18 protein-coding genes and 1 tRNA gene are annotated in these 23,115 nt (G+C 63.0%); 5 read left to right on the top strand and 14 right to left on the bottom strand.

Annotation, left to right across the window (positions count from 1 at the left end):
• Nucleotides 1-44 precede the first annotated feature (44 nt).
• From XI02_RS22640 to XI02_RS22615, 6 genes are all read right to left on the bottom strand, one after another.
• Nucleotides 45-851 (bottom strand): MBL fold metallo-hydrolase, encoded by an 807-nt coding sequence (locus tag XI02_RS22640; RefSeq protein WP_018271681.1) that lies wholly within the window; start codon nucleotides 849-851, stop codon nucleotides 45-47.
• Nucleotides 848-1,639, bottom strand: coding sequence for a TatD family hydrolase (locus tag XI02_RS22635; RefSeq protein WP_172649163.1), 792 nt, complete (start codon nucleotides 1,637-1,639; stop codon nucleotides 848-850). Before XI02_RS22635 ends, XI02_RS22640 begins: the two co-directional genes overlap by 4 nt.
• Nucleotides 1,640-1,653: 14 nt before the next feature.
• Nucleotides 1,654-3,639 (bottom strand): methionine--tRNA ligase, encoded by a 1,986-nt coding sequence (gene metG / locus XI02_RS22630; protein WP_172647933.1) that lies wholly within the window; start codon nucleotides 3,637-3,639, stop codon nucleotides 1,654-1,656.
• 73 nt (nucleotides 3,640-3,712) lie between these two features.
• A complete protein-coding gene (locus XI02_RS22625) occupies nucleotides 3,713-4,753 on the bottom strand; it encodes a DNA polymerase III subunit delta' (protein ID WP_016845930.1) in 1,041 nt (346 codons plus the stop codon).
• Nucleotides 4,750-5,436 (bottom strand): dTMP kinase, encoded by a 687-nt coding sequence (tmk, locus tag XI02_RS22620; protein ID WP_016845929.1) that lies wholly within the window; start codon nucleotides 5,434-5,436, stop codon nucleotides 4,750-4,752. The genes XI02_RS22625 and tmk overlap by 4 nt, the downstream gene beginning before the upstream one ends.
• A gap of 1 nt (nucleotide 5,437) precedes the next feature.
• Nucleotides 5,438-6,592 carry a D-alanyl-D-alanine carboxypeptidase family protein gene (locus XI02_RS22615; RefSeq protein WP_172649164.1) on the bottom strand — a complete coding sequence of 385 codons (1,155 nt, stop codon included), beginning with the start codon at nucleotides 6,590-6,592 and terminating at the stop codon, nucleotides 5,438-5,440.
• A 267-nt stretch (nucleotides 6,593-6,859) separates the two neighbouring features.
• Here XI02_RS22615 and XI02_RS22610 point away from each other — a divergent pair, with 267 nt between their 5' ends.
• Nucleotides 6,860-7,795 (top strand): alpha/beta fold hydrolase, encoded by a 936-nt coding sequence (locus XI02_RS22610; protein WP_172647934.1) that lies wholly within the window; start codon nucleotides 6,860-6,862, stop codon nucleotides 7,793-7,795.
• Nucleotides 7,796-7,828: 33 nt separating this feature from the next.
• On the opposite strand, the gene XI02_RS22605 is transcribed toward XI02_RS22610, so the two are convergent.
• Together XI02_RS22605 and XI02_RS22600 are read right to left on the bottom strand one after the other, a co-directional pair.
• Nucleotides 7,829-8,761: a septal ring lytic transglycosylase RlpA family protein gene (locus XI02_RS22605; RefSeq protein ID WP_172647935.1), complete on the bottom strand. Its 933-nt coding sequence runs from the start codon at nucleotides 8,759-8,761 to the stop codon at nucleotides 7,829-7,831.
• Nucleotides 8,762-9,452: 691 nt separating this feature from the next.
• The gene (locus XI02_RS22600; RefSeq protein WP_016845923.1) at nucleotides 9,453-10,703 is read right to left on the bottom strand and encodes a matrixin family metalloprotease; all 1,251 of its coding nucleotides are present in this window, start codon (nucleotides 10,701-10,703) and stop codon (nucleotides 9,453-9,455) included.
• Nucleotides 10,704-10,945: 242 nt separating this feature from the next.
• On the opposite strand from XI02_RS22600, the gene XI02_RS22595 reads away from it, so the two are divergent.
• A complete protein-coding gene (locus XI02_RS22595; RefSeq protein WP_172647936.1) occupies nucleotides 10,946-11,380 on the top strand; it encodes an NUDIX domain-containing protein in 435 nt (144 codons plus the stop codon).
• On the opposite strand, the gene XI02_RS22590 is transcribed toward XI02_RS22595, so the two are convergent.
• On the bottom strand, nucleotides 11,334-11,813 hold the full coding sequence (locus XI02_RS22590; protein ID WP_172649165.1) for a low molecular weight phosphatase family protein: 480 nt from the start codon (nucleotides 11,811-11,813) through the stop codon (nucleotides 11,334-11,336). The genes XI02_RS22595 and XI02_RS22590 overlap by 47 nt on opposite strands.
• Before the next feature lie 1,005 nt (nucleotides 11,814-12,818).
• Entirely contained in the window at nucleotides 12,819-13,064 is a 246-nt protein-coding gene (locus tag XI02_RS22585; RefSeq protein WP_141713489.1) for a hypothetical protein, read from the bottom strand.
• A gap of 1,126 nt (nucleotides 13,065-14,190) precedes the next feature.
• Between XI02_RS22585 and XI02_RS22580 the strand changes: the two genes are divergently transcribed.
• Together XI02_RS22580 and XI02_RS22575 are read left to right on the top strand one after the other, a co-directional pair.
• The gene (locus tag XI02_RS22580; protein ID WP_172647937.1) at nucleotides 14,191-14,343 is read left to right on the top strand and encodes a hypothetical protein; all 153 of its coding nucleotides are present in this window, start codon (nucleotides 14,191-14,193) and stop codon (nucleotides 14,341-14,343) included.
• A 213-nt stretch (nucleotides 14,344-14,556) separates the two neighbouring features.
• A tRNA-Ser gene (locus tag XI02_RS22575) sits at nucleotides 14,557-14,646 on the top strand.
• A gap of 287 nt (nucleotides 14,647-14,933) precedes the next feature.
• Here XI02_RS22575 and XI02_RS22570 read toward each other — a convergent pair.
• From XI02_RS22570 to XI02_RS22555, 4 genes are all read right to left on the bottom strand, one after another.
• Complete coding sequence (locus tag XI02_RS22570) at nucleotides 14,934-16,172, bottom strand: efflux RND transporter periplasmic adaptor subunit (protein WP_172647959.1); 1,239 nt, start codon at nucleotides 16,170-16,172, stop codon at nucleotides 14,934-14,936.
• Between the two features lie 2 nt (nucleotides 16,173-16,174).
• Nucleotides 16,175-18,538, bottom strand: coding sequence for an ABC transporter permease (locus tag XI02_RS22565; RefSeq protein ID WP_172647960.1), 2,364 nt, complete (start codon nucleotides 18,536-18,538; stop codon nucleotides 16,175-16,177).
• A 4-nt stretch (nucleotides 18,539-18,542) separates the two neighbouring features.
• Nucleotides 18,543-19,250 carry an ABC transporter ATP-binding protein gene (locus XI02_RS22560; RefSeq protein ID WP_069278332.1) on the bottom strand — a complete coding sequence of 236 codons (708 nt, stop codon included), beginning with the start codon at nucleotides 19,248-19,250 and terminating at the stop codon, nucleotides 18,543-18,545.
• A gap of 117 nt (nucleotides 19,251-19,367) precedes the next feature.
• Nucleotides 19,368-20,552: a methionine adenosyltransferase gene (locus tag XI02_RS22555; RefSeq protein WP_069278333.1), complete on the bottom strand. Its 1,185-nt coding sequence runs from the start codon at nucleotides 20,550-20,552 to the stop codon at nucleotides 19,368-19,370.
• 363 nt (nucleotides 20,553-20,915) lie between these two features.
• Here XI02_RS22555 and XI02_RS22550 point away from each other — a divergent pair, with 363 nt between their 5' ends.
• Entirely contained in the window at nucleotides 20,916-23,003 is a 2,088-nt protein-coding gene (locus tag XI02_RS22550; protein WP_197971309.1) for a heavy metal translocating P-type ATPase, read from the top strand.
• Nucleotides 23,004-23,115 lie beyond the last annotated feature (112 nt).

Here is a 23,115-nt window from a genome sequence, read left to right as displayed (position 1 = left end):
ACGACAGCGAGTATGTGGCGCCTCGCTCTGGATCAATTGGGTTTTCAGCCTGCCCGGTCGAGCGTCAGCCGCATGCCGTCATAGGCCGGGATGACGCTGGCCGGCAGGCTCTGCCGCAGCACCTCGTAGTCGAGGTCGGAATGCATGTTGGTGATGACCGCGCGCTTCGGCTTGAAGCGCTCGATCCACGACAGCGCGTCCGCAACGCTGAAATGGCTGGGATGCTGCGCGTAGCGCAATCCGTCGACGATCCAGAGATCGAGATCTTCGAGCGCCGGCCAGCTCTCCTGGGGGATGTCGTGCAGATCCGGCGTGTAGGCGGCGCCGCCAATGCGGTAGCCGAGCGCCGGGATCTTGCCATGCTGCACCAGGAAGGCCCCGAGCTTCAGCGGGCCGCCCTTCCCCTGGACCGTATGGCTCTCGCCGGCCTCGATCGAATGCCGTGTCAGGATCGGCGGATAGTCGCTGCCTTCCGGCGCGATGAAGCAATAGGAAAATCGCGCCATCATGTCCTTGGCGGTCGACTGGTTGAAGTAGACCGGGATGCGGCGGCGCTGATGCAGCACGACCGAGCGCAAATCGTCGATGCCGTGGGTCTGGTCGGCATGCTCATGCGTCAGAAACACCGCGTCGATGTGCTCGACATTGCTGTCGATCAGCTGCTCACGCAGATCGGGCGAGGTGTCGATCACGACCCGCGTGGTGCCGTGCTCCATGGTGCGCTCGGCCATGATCGAGCAGCGGCGGCGGCGGTTCTTGGGATTGCCGGGATCGCAGGCGCCCCAGCCGAGTGCCGGGCGCGGCACGCCGGCGGACGAGCCGCAGCCCAGAATGGTCAGTGTCAGCGTCATGCAGCAACCTTCGGCGCCGGCACCTTGGAGAACAGCCGGAAGAAGTTTTCGGTGGTCTGCCGCGAGATCTCCTCCAGGGAGACGCCGCGGGTTTCCGCAAGCACCTTGGCGACCTCGACGACATAGGACGGCTCGTTGCGCTTGCCGCGGAATTTGCCGGGCGCAAGATACGGTGCGTCGGTCTCGACCATGATGCGGTCGGCCGGCAGCTCGGCGGCCAGCGCGCGCAGTGCGTCCGACTTCTTGAAGGTCAGTATGCCCGTGAACGAGATCGACAGCCCAAGCGCGATCGCCTTCATCGCGAGCTCGCGGCCGCCGGTGTAGCAGTGCAGGACGGCCTTGAACGGGCCCTTCGCGACCTCGTCCTCCAGGATGCGGCCGCAATCCTCGTCGGCCTCCCGGGCGTGGATGACGAGCGGCAGCCCCGTTTCGCGGGCCGCGGCGATGTGCGCGCGAAAGCCGCGCTCCTGGGCCTCGCGCGACCCATGCTCGTAGAAATAGTCGAGCCCGGCCTCGCCGAGCGCCACGACCTTCGGATGCTTGGTCAGCTCGATCAGTTCGCTGGCCGGGATGCCATCCTCTTCATCGGCATGATGTGGATGGGTGCCGACCGAGCAGTAGACGTCGGGGAAGCGCTCGGTGATCGCGAGCAGGCCGCCGAGCCGCCTCACCCGGGTCGAGATCGTGACCATGCGGCCGATGCCGGCCGCCTCCGCGCGGCCGACGATCCCGTCGAGATCGTCGGCAAAGTCGGGAAAATCCAGATGGCAGTGACTGTCGACCAGCATGAATTTCGAACCACTCACTCGGTCTTCGGTTCCACATAGCGCGGAAAGACGCCGACAGGCGCCGGCAAAACCGTACCTGGCCTGATCCGCTCGGCGACCGCGGCAAAGCCGCGGGCGTCAGCAGCGATACCGAGGCTGTCGAGCATCTTGCCACAGGACTCCGGCATCACGGCCTGCGCCATGATCGCGATCTGACGCACGACTTCGGCGGTGACATACAGCACCGTCTTCTGGCGCGCCGGATCAGTCTTGGCCAAAGCCCACGGCGCCTCGCCGGCAAAGTAGCGGTTGGCCTCGGCGACCACCGCCCAGACCGTATTGAGCCATTGATGGATCTGCTGCATCGCCATCGCGGTGCGCGACGTCTCCAGCATGGCGTCGGCCTGCGCCAGGATCGCCTTGTCGTTGTCGCTGAATTCGCCCGGCTCCGGCAGCACGCCGCCGAGTTGTTTGGCGATCATCGACAATGAACGCTGCGCCAGATTGCCGAAATCATTGGCGAGGTCGGCGTTGATGCGCGCGACGATGGCCTCGTGATTGTAGTTGCCGTCCTGGCCGAACGGCACCTCGCGCAAGAAGAAGTAGCGCATCTGGTCGACGCCGTACTGCTCGGCGAGATTGAAGGGGTCGACCACATTGCCGACCGACTTCGACATCTTCTCACCCCTGTTGAACAGGAAGCCGTGCGCATAGACTCGCTTCTGCACCGGAATGCCCGCCGACATCAGGAAGGCCGGCCAGTACACCGCGTGGAAGCGGATGATGTCCTTGCCGATGATGTGGACGTCGGCGGGCCAGTAGCGCCAATGCTTGTCGTTCTCATCGGGATAGCCGACACCGGTGATGTAGTTGGTCAGCGCGTCGACCCAGACATACATCACGTGCTCGGGATCCTCCGGGACCTTGACGCCCCAGTCGAACGTCGTGCGCGAGATCGAGAGGTCCTTGAGCCCGCCCCGTACAAAACTCATCACCTCGTTGCGGCGCGAGTCCGGGCCGATGAAATCGGGTTGGCTCTCGTAGAGGTGCAACAGCTTGTCCTGGTAGGCCGACAGCTTGAAGAAATAGCTCTTCTCCTCGACCCATTCGACCGGCGTGCCCTGCGGGCCGCGGCGGACATTGTCCTCGCCGACGACGGTCTCCTCCTCGGCGTAATAGGCCTCGTCGCGCACCGAATACCAGCCGGCATAGGTGTCGATATAGATGTCGCCGTTGTCCTGCATGCGGCGCCAGATTTCCTGCACGGACCGGTGATGCGCCGGCTCCGAGGTGCGGATGAAGCGGTCGAACGAGACGTTGAGGCGCTCGTCCATCTCCTTGAAGCGCGCCGCGTTGCGGGTCGCGAGATCGTAGGGCGTCATTCCCTCGCTGGCCGCGGTCTGGATCATCTTCTGTCCGTGCTCGTCGGTGCCGGTCAGAAAGAACACGTCCTTGCCGTCGAGCCGCTGGAAGCGCGCCAATGCGTCGGTCGCGATCGCCTCATAGGCGTGGCCGATATGCGGCTGACCGTTCGGATAAGCGATCGCGGTCGTGATGTAGAACATGTTGCCGCGATCCGCGGCGGACACCGCGACGGATGCGGTCGCAGGAGCCGCTGCGGGTTTGGGCTGTTTCGGCGCGCGAGCTTTTGCCGGCGTCGGCGCCTTCTCGGCAACGGAAGCCGTCGGCAGAGCGGGATTCTTTGCCGCGGGTGCGACGGCTGCTGCGGCTGTTTTCTTCGGCGGAGCCTTGGTGGCCTTCGCTGCGGCCTTCCTGGCCGTGCTCTTGGCCGTCTTCTTCGCGGCCTTTTTGACGACCTTCTTCGCCGCCGATTTGCTGGCGCCCTTGGCTCCGGTCTTGGACTTGAACTTGGACTTGGCGGCCTTCTTTGCTTTCTTGGCGACGCGCCCGGCCTTCTTGGCCGCGCGCGATTTCGCCGTGGCTTTGCTGGTCGCGCGAGCGGGCGATGCCTTTTTCGTCTTCTTGGCTTTTTTCGACGATGTCTTCTTAGCGGTCGCCACCACGGAATCCTTTGCAGATCGAAACGAGATTGTCGGGAGTGTTGTCAGACGGATGTGTTGTCAGACGCGGTGTCTATCGGGTCGCATCCGCGAGCATCGAAAACACCGAGAAAACCAGCGGCTTGCGCTCCAGATTGTAGGCTTCGGTATCGCGCGCGGCGCGGACGATCTTTTCCCATACCTCCGCCAGCCGTGCAAGGCGCGGCAGGTTGGCATTGGCATCGCCCGTGCGCATGCGCTCGCTCATCCAGCGATCGATGCCGTCGATGAAAGCGGCGAGCGCGACACGGTCGCTGGTGCCGAGCGCTTCGCCCAGCGCATGCAGCTCGCGCGGATCGACGCTCGGAAGCGTCGCGAGCAGCGCGGCCGTGCGTTGCTGCAGTTTCAGCGCATCGCCGCCGAGCAGCGACAGCGCCCGCCCGACGCTGCCTTCGGATGCTGCGGCGGCTTCCAGTAGCGCCGGATCGTCCGATTCGATATCGGTTGCGGCCGCGGCCGCGCGCACCACATCGTCGGTCTCCAGCGGCCGCAGCAGCAATTTGCGGCAGCGGGACAGAATGGTCGGCAGCACTCGTGACGGTGCGTGGCTGACCAGAAGGAACAGCGATTGCTGCGGCGGCTCCTCGAGGATCTTCAGCAATGCGTTCGCGGCGTTCGGATTGAGCTCGTCGACGGTATCGACAATGCAGACGCGCCAGCCGTCGACCGCAGCGGTCGAGCCGAAGAACGAGATGGTCTCGCGCGTCTCGTCGACCGTGATGACGGTCCGCATCACGCCGCGGTCGTTGACGCCGCGCTCGAGCACAAGGAGCCCGCCATGGGCGCCTGCCGTGATCTGGCGCGCCACGGGGTCGGCCGGATCGACCCGCAGCGTCGGCGCCTGCTGCACCTGGGACGATTTCGGATTGCGAAACGCCAGCACGAACCGCGCCATGCGGTAGGCCAGCGTCGCCTTGCCGATGCCCTGCGCGCCGCCGATCAGCCAGGCGTGCGGAATTCGCCCGCTGCGATAGGCATCGAGCAAGGCGGTCTCCGCCTCGCGATGCCCGAACAAATCCGGCGTTTCGCGCGGATGGCGAGCGGCGCTCTCCTGTTCGACCTTGCGCGCACTCATGCGGGACTGTCCGCCGCAAGCGCTGCGCGCAGATGTTCGCGCAGCGCGGCCCATATCCTGGCCGAGACCGTGTCCGGATCGGCCGTGGCGTCGATCAGGACGCAGCGCGCCGGATCTTCGGCCGCGATCCGGCGGTACGCGTCGCGCAAATCCTGGTGGAACTTGATGCCTTCGGCTTCGAAGCGATCGGCGGTGGCGTTGCCGCGGCGCGCGGCGGCGCGTTGCAGTCCGACCTCGACCGGCACATCGAGGATGAAGGTCAGATCGGGCTTGAGATCGCCGATGGTCACGCGCTGCATGGCGTTGACGAGTTCGGGCGACACCTGCCCGAGCTGGCCCTGATAGGCCCGCGTGGAATCGAAGAAGCGGTCGCACAGCACCCAGATGCCCTGATTGAGCGCCGGCAGGATCACCGTGCGGACATGATCGTCGCGCGCGGCGGCAAACAGCAGCGTCTCGGCCTCCGGCCCGAGCAGCTTGCCCATCCCCGACAGCACGAGGTGACGGATGATCTCCGCCCCTGGCGAGCCGCCGGGCTCGCGGGTCACGATCGCGCGCAGCTTGGCGGCATCGAGCCGTTCGGCAAGCTTGCGGATCTGGGTCGATTTCCCCGACCCCTCGCCGCCCTCAAAGGTGATGAAGCGACCGCGCAAGCTCGGCCGTTGGACTGCTGCTTCCGCCATCTCAGAGCTTCTCGACCCCTGCGCGGAACATCCCGATGACCAGCTCCTGGGCGCCGTCGAGCGCGCGGCGCATCGTCGATCCGGTGCCGACGGCGTCCGCTGCGAAGACCGGAGTTTCCATTGCGACATTGGCGCCGCGCCACACCCGCACCACGCCGATCTTCTGGCCGGCGGTGATCGGCGCCTTGACCGGGCCGCTATAGATGACGCGCGCGAGCAGCTTGTCGTTGCCGTTCTTCGACACCATCACCTTGATCGGATCGGGGCTGACCAGCTTGACCGAGCGGCTCTCGCCGCCGAACACCCGCGCATAGCCGACCGGCTGGTTGGCCGCGATCAGGGTCCGGGTCTCGAAGCTGCGGAACCCCCATTCCAGCATCTTCTTGGCTTCGGTCGCGCGGTCCTCGGAATCCTCGAGACCGTTGACCACGACGATCAGCCGCGTGTCGTTCTGCACCGCCGAGCCGACCATGCCGTAGCCGCCTTCCTTGGTGTAGCCGGTCTTCAATCCGTCGGCGCCGGGCAAGGCGTTCAGCAGCGGATTGCGGTTCTGCTGGCGGATCTTGTTCCAGGTGAATTCCTTCTCGCCGAACAGCTTGTACCGGTCCGGGTAGGTCAGGATGATGTGGCGCGCCAGCGTCGCGAGCTCCCGCACCGTCATCTTGTTGGCCGGATCCGGCAGCCCGTTGGAATTGCCGAAGGTCGACTTGGTCATGCCGAGCTCGCGGGCGCGCTTGGTCATGAAGTCGGTCGCGAAAGTATGCTCATTGCCGGCAATGCCCTCAGCGAGCGCGATGCAGGCATCATTGCCGCTCGGGATGATCGCGCCATGCAGGAGATCGTCGACCGAGACCTTGCTGTTGATCGCCGCGAACATCGTCGAGGTGCCGGACGGCGCCCCGCCCCGCCGCCAGGCGTTCTCGCTGATCCGGTACTCGTCCGTGAGCTTGATGTCGCCCTTCTTGATGGCGTCAAACACCACCTCGGCCGTCATCAGCTTCATCATGCTGGAGGGTGCGCGCAACTCGTCGGCGTTCTTCTCGAACAGCACGCTGCCGCTTGAGGCCTCGACCAGGATCGCGGTCGGCGCATCGCCGTCGAACCCGCCCTCTTCCTTCTTGGCGCCCTGGACGCTGTTGTTGGCGGCATAGACCATTCCGCCGCAACCGATCGCCAGCGCGACCGCGGCCGCGACCAGGCCGCGCCAGCAGCGCCCGGCGCGAGCTGACAACGTGCGGGGAACTGCGGTTGGGGCTGCCATCGGCGATGTCCTGAAAGACTGCGTTCTAACAGCTGGAAGTATCGCAAACAACTGAGGTTTTTGCGCTTGTGCACGGCAAGCTGGATTGCCGCCTGCGTTGAACGTCCGTATCCTTGGAACCAGCTAACGTCAGCAGAACCGGCAAACAAGGCGGAAACGCGAATGTCATCCTCCCGCACCATTTCCGCCAACGGCATCGACATGTTCGTGCGCGAGGCCGGGCAAGGCCCGCTGGTCGTGCTCTGTCATGGCTGGCCGGAACTGTCCTATTCATGGCGGCACCAGATCGCGGCGCTGGCCGCGGCAGGCTTTCGGGTCGTCGCGCCCGACATGCGCGGCTTCGGCCGCTCCGGCGCGCCGGCCGAGGTCGGCGCCTACACGATCTTCGATACGGTCGGAGACATGGTGGCGCTGGTCGCCGCGCTCGGCGAGACACGCGCGATGATCGTCGGCCATGACTGGGGCGCGCCGGTGGCCTGGCACGCGGCCCTGTTCCGTCCCGACATCTTCACGAAAGTCGCCGGCCTCAGCGTGCCGCCGCCGTTCCGCGGCCGTGGTCGCCCGCTCGAAACCCTGCGCGACAGCGGCATCACCAATTTCTATTGGCAGTACTTCCAGCCATCAGGCGTGGCCGAGGCCGAGTTCGAGCGCGACATCCCCCACACCATGCGGCTGGTGCTCGGGCGTGGCGTCTCCGATCCAAGCTCGATGTTCGTCGACGAGGCCAGGGGCTTCCTCGGCAAGCTGCCGGCAGGAATGCCGTTGCCGGCCTGGCTGACCGAGGCCGACATTGCCGAATTCGCCGAAGGCTATCGGCACTCCGGCTTCCGCGGCGGCCTGAACTGGTACCGCAATCTCGACCGCAACTGGGAGCTGACCGCGCCCTGGCAGGACGCGCAGATCCATCAGCCGTCGCTGTTCATCGCAGGCTCGAACGATTCGGTGATCACCGGGCTGATCGGCGCCAAGCGGGTCGCGGACATGGAGCGCGTGCTGCCGAACCTCAAGCAGAAGCTGATCATCGAGGGCGCCGGCCACTGGATCCAGCAGGAACGCCCCGACGAGGTCAACGCGGCGCTGATCGCGTTTCTGAAATGATCAGGCCAACAGCCTGATCGGTAAGCGCACGGCTCAGTAGAGGCCGCGCCCGCTCAGGACTTCGGCCGGTCCGCGCGCGTCGATCGGGACATAGGCGGCCGCCGGGCTCGGGCTTGCGGCGTAGCGCGCGTCGCCCTCATAGGAGACTTCGCGCGCATTGTTCAGGGCGCGGCGGTGCGACCGGCTCGAGGCCGACATTTCCGAGGTCGCGCTCACCGAGGCGTAGTCGGCCTGGGTGTTGCCGAGGCTGTAGGGCCGCCCCTCAGGTAACGGAACGTCGCCACGGACCCGGCCCGAGGAGGACGACATCTCCGGCAAGAACGGCCGTGCGGAGGCGACGCGGACCATCGACGGGGACGGCGCTGGAGTACCGGTGCGCAAGGTCGCCATCAGCTGGCGGTCGTCGGACCCTTCGAGCGGCGCCCGGCCGACATATTCGACGCGGACGCGGGCCACGCCATTGCCTTTGAATTCAAGTAGTTCTGCGGCTTTGTTCGAGACGTCTATGAGCCGGTTGCCGTGGTACGGGCCGCGGTCATTGACCCGAACGACGAGCGATCTGCCATTGCTCAGGTTGGTGACGCGGGCGTAGCTCGGCATCGGCAAGGTCGGATGGGCGGCCGTGAGCGAGCCCATGTCGAACACCTCGCCATTGGCGGTCAGGCGGCCATGGAAATCGTCGCCGTACCAGGACGCCATGCCCTCCGCGCGATAGTTCGCGTTCTCCTCCGGCACATAGGTGCGGCCGGCGACCACATAAGGCTTGCCGATGCGATAGGTGCCGCCGCCTTTCGGCACGGGATCACCCAACGCCACCACGCGCGGGCTCGACGACACCCCGTATTTGGGGTCGACCCGGCTGGCGAACTTGTTCGAGGAGGCACAATTGGCGAGGACGAGGCACGTCGCCACCGCAACGGCGCCGCGCGCCGTCCGGATCATCGAATCTGGCCGTCTAGTCCCCATCTGCCCCAAGTACCATTCTGCCGGACCTGCGCCTACTCCGAGGCGTCGAAGTCCTTTCCGTCGCTGTGCGGCCCACCTCCGCACCAGAGCGTGACGATATCGCAACCGGAACACGGCGGAAATGGGGAGAGCCGGTCGGCGGTGACGTCTTGGTGAATGGTCTGTTGCGCCTCCTCCGTCGTTCTACGGACCTTCGCTCCCGCCAAACGCCCTCGTCTGTCCCGCTATCAGACACACTGTTGCAGCAAATCATCAGTCGGGGGGCATCTTGGATTCCAACAATTGAATCTTTTTGACTGTGCAGGGCTGCAATCGTTTTCTCATCCGCGTGGGGCGCAAAGGAAGTTTGCGATGATCGAGACGGTTACAGCGGTGATGGGCCTGGTGAGTGCGGCGATCTTCTTGGCGCACGCCGTGGAAGGCTATCGGTACCGGGCCTGACAGTCCGTTGAAGGCGGAAGGACGCGTCACCTCTTTCCAGGAGTGAATGTTCGGAAAGCTTTAATCAATTCGGATGAGCATCGATTGAAGGCAGGTGTATCATGCGTAATCACGATTTGGTCTCCGACGGGTTTCTGACCCTGACCGCAGCGAGCCTGGTGCTGCTGTGCTCGAGCCTGCTGGCGTTCGCTTTCGGCTGAACGTTTTGAGGCGCGCCCAAGGGCCGCCTTCCGTCGTCGCCCACCAACTCTCAGGTGAACAAGTGGCCGGCCGCACCTGAGGCATGAACAAGTGAAAGGCCGACCGCATCCAGTTGATGTGTACTTGTGATGTGGTTGCCGTCGAATACCAGCTCGGTCGTTGTTCCCGATGCGCTCTCAGTCAGAAAAACCGCCGAGCCGTTCTTCATATCGGTAACATCGAGAACCGGGTCGTAGTTGCCCGGCAGCAAATTGCTTGCAACAAACTTGAAGTTGTCGAAGTAGAGAAGATCGATCTGGCCCGACGAAGACTGCGTCACGATGTCGGCGTGCCCGTCTCCATTGACATCTGCAACCGCGACGACATTCCAGAATGCCAGGCTCGTTAGCGCACTCGTGGTGAGCTTGCCCGAACTATTGAAACCCAGGAAATCAATCTGTCCGCTCGACGACTGAGTGACGAATTCGGCGTTCGCGGCTCCGCTGAACAGACCGGCGCCTTTTACGTCCCAATAGCTCCCCGTCATCAGCAAAGAGCTCGATAGTTGCCCTGCACTGAAGTTAAGCAAATCAATTTGGCCATTGGACTGGGTAATGACGGCAGGATTTCCGTTCGACGCAAAATCTACGTTGCCGACGACCTTCCAGAATGCCTGCTGCGTCAGGGATGAACCGGCGAGATGGCCGGACGAGTTGTATTGCAGGAAATCCAGCCGTCCGTCGGCGAGCTGGGCGGCAGTCGAAACGGCGATGCCGGGAAGCACGCCATAAAGGGCTCGCACGCCGTCGATGTCCGATTGAGTGAGATCTGTGACTGCGGGATTGATGACCGCATTCATGATCGCCGGACTGACATTGTAGTGGTCCAGTCCGAGGCTATGTCCGATCTCGTGCAGCGCTACGACGTAGAAAGAGACTCCGCCATTGCTGACAAGCTCACCATTGACGAGATGCCAACCCTCATCCATGTCGAACGTAATATCAGCTGCAATCTCCGAACCGCCCGTATAGGAGCTCTGCTCCTCGCCGACGACGTTGTTCAGACCGTCGATGTGGCTCAGTCCAAGGCGTATTTGATTCCCGGCGGCGTCAGAGACTTCATGAAAGTCGATATTGGCCGCCGATTCCCACCGGTCGAATGCTTCCCTGATCTCGGTCTGGAACATTCCGGTCAGGAAGCTGTCGAACTGAATGAATTGGCCAGTGAAGTTCGCTGCGGCGAAGCTCCAATCAATCTCGCCGGAAGGGGTTCCAAGTGCGCTGGAGCCCCACTTGAAGCCCTCGAAGACGTAGTCAGCCATCAAACAATGCCCTTGGCTCGATGATGCCCTGTGGCCAGAGGGGAAGTCCCAGTCGTTGCGAGACGCCCCAAATCACTGTCTGCACAATGCATAATTTTACCAGCGATTGTCGATTCTGGCCACGTTGGCCTTGGTTGTCTTGACAGCATTACCCGGACTTTCCAGCTTGATCCGGCGGCCGATGGCGGCAGCTGGGCTAACGGCGAGATGATCTGGATCGGTGAAGAAGAGAGGAAACACGGATGACCGGCAGTGTCAGGGAGGGAACGTCCGCCCTTCTCGTCAGCACAGATGGCCAGCTGCTGATGCAATTGCGTGACGACCTCCCGCACGTTTCCGATCGGGGAAAGATCAGCCTGTTTGGCGGACGGCGCGAAGGCGCCGAGACCTTCCTCGAATGCGTGGTGCGCGAGATCCACGAGGAGATTGGCTACTACTTGCCGCCCGAGCGTTTCGAGTTGATCGGCCGCTATTCCGGTCCCGATCATGCAACGCCAAACCGCACGCTTCGCGGCGAGGTGTTCCTCGCGCGCGAGGTGCCCATCGACCAATTGACGGTGACCGAAGGCCGCCTCGAGATCGTCGCCATCGACGACCTCGAACGCATCAGCGGCATGCTCGCGCGCCCGGCTACGTTTGCGCTGGAGATATTCCTGAAGCGCGAACCGATGACCTGAGCGCTGAAACCAGTGCGCGGATGTGATCGTCGATCATGGCCAATGCGACTGACGGATGCGCAAAGTCGATATCGTCCACGTGCCAATAAGTCACCCTGTCGGCGACCTCGGGGAACCGGCGCTCGATCAGCGGACGGTGCTCGGCCTCCTTGAGCGCGATCACGAGGTCGGCGTCGTCGAAGTCGGCCGACGAACAGGGCTGCGGAAAGCGCGCTGCGCCCTCCGGAACGATGCCGCTGGCGCGAAGACGATCATCGGCGAAGACTGACATGGGCCCGACATTGTCGGGCGAACCCCGCTCGGCCGCGCCTCTGGAGGACGCGCGCCACGCCAGTTGTTCGGCTCTTGCAAGATGATTGAACAGTTCCTCCGCGTACCGGCTGCGATAATAGTTGCCGGTGCAGAGAAAGAGGACACGCTTCATGGGCGTCATGATGGCCAACGTTGGCCCTCGCGGTCAACAGCGTTGCGAGCATCCTTCAGCTCAAGGACCGGGCGAGTGACGGGCCGGCCCGGGGTTTCTTGAAACGACGGAACCAACCAGTCCTCAATCATCCCTGCCCGTCCCGTTGAGTTGGGTGCCAATTGCGCTGCCAATTTTGAGCAGCGGGCCGCAACCGAAAACGGCCCCAGCGTGGGTTGCTGAGGCCGTCATTCCGTCTGCTGGGGGCGCGGGCGCCAGTGAACAGGCCGCCTCGGTTCAGCAGAGCGCCGGTACATCCGCGGCTGTCTGAATTGTACTCGATGTCGTAGCGTGCCTGGCGAGGTCTCAGGGGGTACCCCACAGGGCGCATCCGGAAATGGGACCCGTTAGCAAATCAGCAACGTGATCGGCGCAGGCTTCTCTGAGGGACGGGACCGTTGGGGACGCAGCACGGTCACGTTTCGGAGGAGCTGGCGCGCCGGCCCTGAGCGTCGGCTCCTCTTTTGGACCTTGTGTGAGTTAGGCAACAGCTGTCACTCCAGGTACCTGCTAAGCAAGTGACGTTGGGAATTTCAGGGCCCTAGCGCTGGGAATGACAGGGCGCCGCCGGGACAAACCATTTCGGGCCCGGCGGCGTAATTTTTGAGATTTGCCGCGCTGACGCGTGAGAGGCGTCTCGAGATGTCTGACGACAAGATTGCTACAAAGACCGTGCTGTTAGCGCTGGCCATCGGCATTGCCGTATGGGCGACTATGGGGGCGCCCGAGCCAGGCACAAATTCGCCGATGCACGTCGCCAGCAGGCGCTGAGGCCCCTGCCGGCACGACCCATGCAGTTAAATTGACGCTGGGGATTTCAGTGTCCCAGTTCAGGAAGGAAACGCCGCCGGGCGTGTATTTTTGAGACCGGCGGCGTCTTTTCCTCGCACAGCAAGCTGGCGCGATTGCCCCGCCTGCCCGTCTGGCGGTTTAGTCTCCTCCTGGGAGATTGGGCGCTGTCGCTTTAGGTCGGCGTCATTCGAGCGGTAGAGAAAGCGCGGGCAGCGGCCTATTGCCCTGCTCGCAACCCGTTCGCCCCTTGAGCGGTAGAGCTGGCGTTGAAGCATCCGCGGCAGTCCGGCCCATGAAATGGGTCAGATTAACGCCCGATGACCACTCCACATAACCAACAGCCGAAAAGGCAACCGCTCCCACGACGAGAATACTGAGCACTGAAGCGGCGGCTGCCGACGGCAAGCTTTGGCTGCTGAAAAACGGCATCACGATTCTCCGACACCGAGCTGCCACCCGCTCTTGCATTAGGCCAACTCGCGATGATCGAGTGTGAACCGCCTCACATTTCACGGGCACTTGATGCCGAGACCGGGCCCGTCGATGCCGGTTCACGGCCCGGCGCGCCATTTTTGCCAATTCAGATCCAGGCCGCTGCCCAGCCGGGCAGACGATCCGGAAGTGGCTGGTCGAGCAGGCCAGCGACCGGCGGTGCGACTTTGATCTTCGGCCGCAATTGAAGCGTCTCCGGCCGCCTCAATCGGCGGCCTCATTCAACCGCAATTCATCGAATGGCGCTCAATTGCCTAGCGCTTTCGAACCTTGCTTGGGCCTCTGAGAGGGCACTGTCGATGGCGAGTCCCAGTCAATCATTTTCAGGCAAACGAGGAGTTCGACATAGCTTTGTACTTGCCCTGCCCCCGCCAAGAGTTCGCAACTTTCACGCGGTCCTGCCGGGACGGTTAGCCAGATCGAGTCTAGCTGCTGCCGCGCAACCGTCTCGTCACTCACGCACTTACTCGCGTCCTTCGGAAGTCCCGACGCTTTATCGTCAACGGAAACGTCCGCGCAAAGCGCCTTGATATCGAAGTTGGGAACACTGTCTGAAACTTGCACGGGCGGCTGACCAACGAGCGATAACGCCAAGAGCGCTGACTTCATAAGATCTCCCTCCCCGTCCGGTGCGCCCAGCTGGAAGGCGGATTGAGCTGGGACTGACGCGGCTTCGGAGGCTGTAGCGGCCACCCTCCGCCCACGGCGTTACATTGCGCCTCTTTCCCAATTTCTATCCACCACGAACCGCAATGCTGCGGCGCGCTACTACTTTTGCGCACGCCATTTGCCTGCCAGTTTGTTGGTTAGGACTAGTACGGAATGACAATCGCCGCGGCTGCCCCGCGGGTTTCGAAGCAGCAGGCGCGATCGACAAAAATAGTGCGGTCCAGATCACCCCGACAGTAACAGCGGGTTGGCGGTGTATCCGCAAATCCACGGTTCGCCGCCTTAACGTTAAGCCGAAAACCGATGCCCGCACCGACGTGGCGTCGTGTAGTGTCTGAGATATTTCATTTTTTCTTCGTCAAAGCCAATTGCCAAAGTTCAGCGATTTAAATCAATGATCGTGGAGTTCGGTATCGCGAGCACGATCGTGGGATCCGTGCTCGCCCTTTATGCAAGGCGGCATCGTTCAGTCATCTTGGAAGCGTGCGCAGGCGCGCTGCTGATTATCGGCCTCGCCTGCGTTGGCGCGGGGCTGCCGCATGTGTGACCCTCGTTGCACTCGCTCCGGAGTTGCAGTTGAATGCCCATTGCCGTCCCATTTGCGATGACAACAACGTGCCGAATGCGATTCGTAAAATCGGCCCGGATTACCTGCCCCTTCAGCAGGGACCGGGCGAATGACCGGCCGGCCCGGGTTTCGCTGCCAAGTTCGCGTTGCGTTCGGCGCTGCCCTACGCTAAGGGCCTGATCCGATCGATCCGGAAGGGTGGCCGAGTGGTTTAAGGCACCGGTCTTGAAAACCGGCGTGCCCGCAAGGGTACCGTGGGTTCGAATCCCACCCCTTCCGCCAATATAGTGTTCTCCATTGTTCTCCACCGTTCGGAATCTCCAGTAAAATCAGCGCTTTCTTCGGCAGACCGTATTCCTCAGTTCGCCGTTGTTCCTCACAATCAAGGCGCAGACCGTAGCTTGGGACCATAGGTTCGGAGGATGGTTTTGATTGGAGGAACACGTGGCTGGAAAACTCAAGCCGCTCGACGTCGAACGCGAAACGAAGCCCGGCAAGTATGCTGACGGCGACGGGCTCTACCTGATCGTCGAGGTTCGCTGCGAGCTGCCACCCTCAAGCCACTATCGTTACCGTCGCACTCGCTCCGCAATCTTTCCTCCGTCAGCAATCCGGTCGCTTGGGTGCAGCACGACCCGGTTCCCCGCAGCGAGCCCGGAGAGAATCTCCGCCCCCCGGTTGTTCCGGTGGCCGATGCTCACCGGCACCGTTTTGGCACGGCCGTTCTCGTCGACAAAAACGGCCCACTGGTCGCCTTTCCTGAACAACGCGGTTACCGGGACGGTCAGGGCGTCGGCGGCGCTCCACGTGGTTACATGGACGACCACACGATAGTCGTGGCCAAGCTGGGACGACACCTCCGGCGGATCCGCGAAGTCGATCGTTACCCGGACGCGCTGCTCCTCGATGCCTAGCGCCGACACCTTCAGGAAGCCGGCGGGATCCACGCGCACGACCTTGCCCTTGATCGGGGGGCCGCCCCAGCCGTCGATCCGGACAGGCGCGCCCACCTTGATCTGGACTGCATCCGTCGAGAGCAGGTCCGCCACGATCTCCAGATCGAGAGGGTTGCCGATTTCGACCAGTGGTGCTCCGGGCGGGACTGTCGCCTCGCTGTCCTGGACGATCTTCAGCACCCTTCCACTCGCCGGCGCGAGCACCCGGACGCAGCACGTCGGCTCCGCCGACGGGGCGGCATTGGCCGGGTCCATCAACCGGGCCGCCAGGCTGGTCCGCACCGCGCGACGCATGTCAACCTGAGCCTTGGCGCTCGCCAAGGCAGCCTCGTTCGTGGCCACGTCGAATTTCGCCTTGTCGAAGGCCTGGGCCGAGGTGGACTGCGTCCGCAACAGCGTCTGCGCCCGTTGGAATTCGGTCCGGGAAAAGTCCAGCGCGGCTTCGATCCGCTGCACCTCGGCTTCCTGCTGTTGGATGGCGGCATCCGCGGCCAAGACCTCGGCCTGAAGCTGGTCGCGCGAGCGCACGTCGATGAAGCCCGGCAGCGTCGGCTGCATCAGGGCGATGACGGTCTTGTTGGCGACGACCTCGTCGCCGACGTGAAGCGAAGGTCCCTGCTCTCCGAGCGGATGCGAAATCCTCAGGACCTTTCCCGCGATGGGTGCCGAGACCGTGTAAACGTGGCGCACGTGGGTCTTGCCGTCATCGTCCGCTGTGACTTCGATTGGGCCTTTCGCGACGGTCGCGAGATCGACGAGAGCCGGCCGGGGCCAGGCGAACCACGCCAATCCCCCTGCGATCGCGGCCAGGAGCGCGCCGCCGATGATGCGTTTGGCCCATTTTGCCGGCATGGCTAGTCTCGCGTCTTGAGGACCGCAACGAGGTCCAGTTTGTTGACGCGGTCCCGGATGATGAAGGCCGAGGCGACCGCGGCAAGAATGACGATCGCGCTGGCGGCAACGTAGGTGGAGTGCTCGATGACACCGCGCACGCGCATGATTTCACCGGCCAGATTGGTTTTCATGATCCACCCGAGGCCATAGCCGATGACCCATCCAGGCGCCTGGGCGATCAACGTGAGTATCGCCAGCTCCAGCAGGAGAATGCGTAACACTTCGCCCTGTGTAAAACCGAGCACCCTGAGGCTCGCGAGTTCACGGGCCCGTTCCGAAAGCGCAATCCGGGCGTTGTTGTAGACAACGCCGAAAGCAATGACTGCCGCCAGCCCGGTGTAGATGCTGGCCATTGTCGTGATGATCAGCGCAACCGCGTCGCGGAAATTCGCCAGCGAAGTGCGCTGGAGCGCCACGCCGCTGACGGTCGGCATCGCCTTGACGGCTGCGTAGAACCCTTCCCTCTTGTTGTCGTCGAGACTGAGGTTGACGCTGCTGACGACCGGAGGATCGCGCATCAGGCGCGTCAGCGCGTCCAGGTCCATCATGCCCCTGATGCCAAAATAGTCCTCCACCAGGGCAAGGACCGGGAGCGTTACCGTTCGCCGCGCGCCTTCCAGCAGATCGACCTCAACCCAATCCCCCGCCTGAACCCCCAGGATTTTTCCCAGCCATCCGGAGATGGCAAGCCCTGTCGACGGAAGCACGACTGGCCGCAGATCAACATCAATGATGCGACGGAGGTCCGCATCAGGCGGACGTCCACTGATCATGATACGGCGCTCAATGTTGCCATGCCGGATCCGGACTGGCACCTCACGAAACGGCTCAGTGGCCAGAACGCCCGGAAGTCGGGCCATCTGTGTGACCACGTTCTCGTTCCGCTTCTCGATGAAGCTCACCGTCGCGTCCTGTCGATCGGCGAGGAAATAGGTCACATCGATCAATTGCTCCATCGTGTCGCGGAGAAAAAGCGAGACCACCAGGATCGCGGTCGCGAGCGACATTCCCAACGCCGTGAAAGCTGAGCGAATTGGATGTCGTGAGATGTTGCGCAGCATCATCAGCGCCGGCTGAGAAACAATTCCTTCGAGAGAGACTGACGCGGGCACGAGTCGGTGAAAGCTCGCGGGTGCGGGCGGCTGCATCGCAACCGCCGGAGGCAAGCGCACCACATCGCGCAGGGCACGGATTGCGCCGACGAAGGCTGCCGCCGCGCTGAGCACGCCGGCAACCACATAGAGATCGGGTGCTCTCGCGAATACCAAGAAGGGAAAATGGAAAAAGTCTCCAAAGAGCGCGGTGACCCGCAACCCCAGCCATGTCCCCACGATGCTTCCGATGGCAATTCCGGTCAGGACGATGAGCGCAACGAATTTGAGGTAGTGCAGCACCACGGCCCCATCGCGATAACCCAAGGCCTTCATGAGCCCGATCTGCTCACGCTCCAGCGCCACGAGCCGACTGAGCGTAAGATTGACCAGAAACGCTGAGACCAGCAGGAAAATCGGTGGCAGCGTGCGGCTCATGTTGTTGAGCATGTCGAGCTCATGGTCGAGCCAGGCATGGGACGTCTGATCCTTGCGGCCATAGGCCGCCTGCCCGCCATAGCCGTCGAGCAACGCGTCGAGCCGCGAGATGACTTCGCGCTCCGATGCGCTGCGTTGCAGCTTCACGGAGACGGAAGAGAACGATCCGTCGAGATCATACACGCTCGCGAGAGCCTTCTCCGACATCCAGACAATGGCATAGCGGCGGTCATCCGGCATCAGGTCGCCTGGCCCGACGGTGTAGATGAACTCGGGCGACAGCGCGGTGCCGACAATGACGAGTTCGCGTTTCTTGCCATTGAGAATTGCGGAAAATCGGCCGCCCGGTGCGAACCCGTGCGCTTGCGCAAAACTTTCGTTGACGACGACTTCCTCGGCTCGCCCGGGTTCGGGCAGGCGTCCGGCCCGAACGTAAAGCCGGTTGAGCATGGGTTCGCCGACGTCCGGCAGCGAAACGAATTGTCCGGTAGCGGGTTCGGCAAAGCCCGGGATATCAAGCAATGCGAGCCTGGCAATGCGCGCATCGACAGCGGCGACGCCCGGGATTTGCGCAATTTGACCGACCAGTGCCTTAGGCGCGCGCTTCACCACCGCAAAGACGTCCGCGAACGCATAACGTTCGTAATAGGCGATACGCGTATCTTCGAGCGAGCGATGCGAGCCAACCGCCAGCACCAGTGTCGCAACACCGCCGCCGATGACCAGCGCAATCGCCAGCACCTGCGCCCAGAGCCGCTGCACATCCCGAAAGAGTTTGACATCCAGCGCAGACATCGTCTCACCAGCTCAATGTCGCCGCCTCGCGGCGCATCTCATTCTGCAGGATCCTGGAGATGCGGCCGTCGGCAAAGAACAGCACGCGGTCCGCCACCTCCTGGATGCTCGCATTGTGGGTAATGATCACTGTCGTGGTGCCGAGCTGGTGGTTGATACCGAGCAACGCCTCGATCACCCGGATACCCGTTTTCGAGTCCAGCGCACCCGTCGGCTCGTCGCAGAGCAGCACCGCGGGACGCTTGGCGATCGCGCGCGCGATCGCAACCCGCTGCTGCTCGCCGCCAGAAAGCTGAGCGGGAAAGTTGTGCATCCTCGCTTCGAGCCCGACCAGGGAGAGCGCCTCGTCGGGGCGCATCGGGCGGTCGGAAATCTCGGTGACCAGCGCAACATTCTCATACGCGGTGAGACTTGGCACCAAATTGTAGAACTGGAACACGAACCCGACATATCGGCGCCGATAGCTTGTAAGGTCGCGGTCGTTGAGGCGGGTCAGTTCCTGGTCGCGGAAGAATAGCCTGCCGCCGGTCGGATGATCGAGCCCGCCCATGATATTGAGCAGGGTCGTCTTGCCGCTGCCCGAAGGCCCGAGCAGCACCACCACCTCTTTCTCCGCGATCTCGAGGTCTACCTTGTTGAGAGCATGCACCTTCACCTCGCCGGAGACGTAGGTCTTGGTCAGGGCCTCGGCGGTGAAGACAGGTTGGCTCATGGGCTCTCCCTTCGGAGCTAATGTCCGACGCCTACGGCCGTGCCGTATTGATTTACCTCAGAGTGCCTTTGGCCTCGGTCGTACGGTGCGCCGCGGAAAATCGGCAGAGCGTGGGGCTCAGAAGACCCCGATCGTTCCGGCAACCAACTCGTGGATGAGCTCAGGAACTCGGTCAAGCTGGGCGGCGACCACTTCTTCGGTCCGCCCTCGCACCTGCTCCAGCGGGACGCCCTCCCGCGTCGCCAGATGGAGATGAACGAGGGCCGGGTTGTCTACCGGTGCGCCGATCCTGCTGACGAACAGACACCGCGCTTCCTTAACCTCCGGAACCAGGGAGACCAGCTTTTCGGCCGTCCGCGCCGCCAAGACGTTGTAGATCTTGCCGACGTGGCTGACGGGGTTCTTGCCTGCAGCGGCCTCCAGGCTCATCGGCCGGCACGGCGTGATCAGTCCGTTGACGCGATTGCCGCGTCCGACCTGGCCATCATCCCCGCCTTCCGCCGACGTGCCGGTCACCGTGAGATAGACGCTTCCGGATTCAATGTCGTCCGCCGCATTGACGATGACCTCGCACTCTGCAAACCCACGGTCGCCAGCCCAATCGCGAACCCGCGCCGCGAGGGCAGCCTTCTGCTCGAGATAGTCGTCGACACCGGCAAGATAGCGTCCGACCATGGCGCAGGCGACCGTGAGCTTGAGCCGCGCACCTTTTCGCACAGCCATGATCTTGATGTCCTCGCCCCAGGCTGGATGGTCGTGCGTGCGGGCGCGGCCGTGCAGTTCCTGGTCAACGGCCAATACAAGCCGTTCGACCGCACTTAACGGAGCGTGCCCGACCCCGAACGAGGTATCGTTGGCGAGCGGAAGGCCTTCCGCACCCCGGCGTGAGAACAGTGCCTGCAGGTCCTGCGACCCCTGCCGAACCAGAGCCTCAATCCGGACATCATGATCCGCATCCAGCGCGTGAACATTTGCCTTCAACCACGACTTGGAGCCTTCGACCGCGATCTGCGCGACAGGTATGGCCTCGTCCGAGATCGCCCGCCCGGCCAGCAATATCCTGATCGGTTCGACCACGCGGCCGCCGCCGAAGGCCGGAACGGCCTTGCCGGCGCATAACAACGCCTTGTCGACGTTGTGGTGCAGCACGCGGCCGAACCCGCTCCGGTACTCTCGACAGAGGTTGCGGGACAACGTCTCGGCAAGGGCATCGCAGATAGTATCCGGATGGCCGAGGCCCTTACGCTCGACGACTTCAACTTCGTCAGCAACGTCCAGCCGCGAAATGACAAGTTCAAACATGGGGGTGGACCACAGCGTTCATTGAACCGCCTCACGGCGATAACTATCCGTCGCACCCGCCTCGCCACCGTGGTGAGTCGTTCCAAATTTCCTTTTGAAAGTTCACGGTAAACGGCGTCGAAATCTTTGATCTATCGCAAATTTACTTGGCGCCGATCGAATAAATTTCTTTTAAGCACCGAAGCTGGCTCTAGAGCGGGCCAAGAAATCAGCGCATGCGCGGCGTGCGCCGCACTGGCGCCATCACCAAAGAGTTCATGATGTGGTGAGGCGATGATGACTGTGCAAAGCTACTCTCACAGACATCCGGCAAGCGTTGCCCCAGCGGCCACGTCCGGACTCGCCAAGGATCCCATCTGCGGGATGATGGTCGACAAGGCCACCGCCCTCACCGCGGAGCGCAGCGGGCGGACGTATTATTTTTGCAGCGCCGCTTGCCAGCGCTCCTTCGAGGACCCCGAGCGCGAACTCTCCTCAATGCGCAGGCGCGTGACCATCGCGCTCACAGGCGTTCTGGCACTCGCGATCCTGCGCGCCGGGGCTTTCATTGCGCTCGCCGCCGGGGCGACGCTCCTGACCTGGGCGCCAATTCCGGCACTCCCTTGGTTCACGTGGGGCGTTTGGCTGTTCATCCTTGTGACGCCCGTGCAGTTCATTGGCGGATGGAGCTTCTACGTCGGATCCTGGCAAGCGATCCGAAGTCGCAAGATCAACATGGACTTCCTGATCGCGCTGGGCACTACCGTGGCGTACGCCTACAGCGTGGCCGTTGTATTTGCGCCCAATATCTTGCCGGTAAAGGTGGAGGAGCGCGAGGTCTACTTCGAGGTCTCGGCGGTTATCATCGCCTTCGTGCTCCTCGGCAAGTATATGGAGGAGATCATCAAGAAGAGGTCCTCCGCTGCCGTGCGCAAGCTCATGGACCTGCGCCCTGCCGTCGCCCATGTCGTGCGCGGCGACACCGAAGTCGAGGTGCCGGCGGAATCGATCATGGCTGGCGAGGTTCTTGTCGTGCGCCCCGGCGACCGCATCCCGACTGACGGCGACGTGCTCGAAGGCGCGTCATCGGTCGACGAATCCATGCTCACCGGGGAATCAATGCCGGTCGAGAAGTGTCCCGGCAGCAAGGTCATCGGCGGCACGCTCAATCGCAGCGGCATGCTCCGGTGTTGCGCTACCCGAGTAGGCAAGGACACAGCGCTATCGCAGATCATAAAGCTGGTTGAGGAGGCGCAGGCGAGCACGGCGCAGGTTCAGCGCATTGCCGATCAGGCCACCGCCTATTTCGTCCCCGCCGTCGTAATTGTCGCGTTTATCGCTTTCGCAGGATGGTGGCTGGCCGGCAACTTCCCACAAGCGCTGCTGGCCTTCATTGCGGTGCTCATCATCTCCTGTCCGTGCGCGCTGGGCGTGGCTACGCCGGCAGCTCTCATGGTCGGTGTCGGCAAGGCAGCCGAAGCCGGCATTCTGATCCGGGGCGCCGAAGTGCTGGAAAGGGCCCGCAAACTCAACGTGGTGGTTTTCGACAAGACAGGCACGCTGACCAAAGGCGAACCGAATGTGACGGACATCGTGCCGCTCGACGGTTCTACCGAAACAGAGGTCTTGCGACTGGGGGCCGCCGTCGAAGTCGGCTCCGAGCACCCCCTTGGCGAAGCGATCGTGCGCGCCGCCAAGCATCGCGCAATCTCTCTGCCGCAGGTGGCCGGCTTCGAAGCGGTTGCCGGCCAGGGGATCCGCGGTCAGGTGGACCGCCATCAAGTGCTGCTTGGCAACAGGCACTTCTTTCATGGCCAGTCGGTCGATGTTGCGAATGCTGACGCACAGATGCAACTGCTCGAGCAGGAAGGCAAGACGGCCATGATCGTCGGCGTCGACGGCATGCCGATGGGCATCGTTGCCGTCGCTGACACGCTCAAACCGGAAGCCCGCGAGGCAATTGACTCGCTGCAAAGCGAACAGATCGAGATTGTCCTGCTCACCGGGGATAACGAGCGCACGGCGAAGGCGATCGCCCGTCAGCTCGGCATTGATCGCGTCATCGCTGAGGTGCTACCGGGCGACAAGGCCGAGATCATCAGGCGCCTGCAGCGCGAGGGGAAGATGGTAGCCATGGTCGGCGACGGCGTCAACGATGCTCCCGCGCTGGCTACGGCCGACATTGGGATCGCGATCGGCTCGGGCTCGGACGTCGCCAAGGAAACAGGCGGGATCATCCTGATGAAGGATGACGTTCGCGAAGTGGTAATCGCGATTCGTCTGTCGCGCCTCACGCTCCGCAAGATCAAGCAGAACCTGTTCTGGGCTTTTGTCTACAACTCCATCGGCATTCCGATCGCGGCTCTTGGCTTCCTCAATCCAATCGTCGCCGCAGCGGCCATGGCGCTGAGTTCGCTATCGGTGATCGTCAACTCGGCGCTGCTGAAGAGGGCCAAGGTGACGTTGGCGTGAGAGGGAGGTTCAAAATGAGTGGCAGTGCTGACAAAAGGCCCCCGGGATCAAGGATCGACCTGAAATCGGACCGGCAACCCGCAGCCTACCGTGCGGCTTGGCTGTGCTTGCC

The organism is Bradyrhizobium sp. CCBAU 21365 (assembly GCF_015291305.1).
Lineage (GTDB): Bacteria > Pseudomonadota > Alphaproteobacteria > Rhizobiales > Xanthobacteraceae > Bradyrhizobium > Bradyrhizobium elkanii.
Note: the sequence above shows the minus strand (reverse complement) of the source record. Positions and strands in the feature narration are given on the sequence as shown.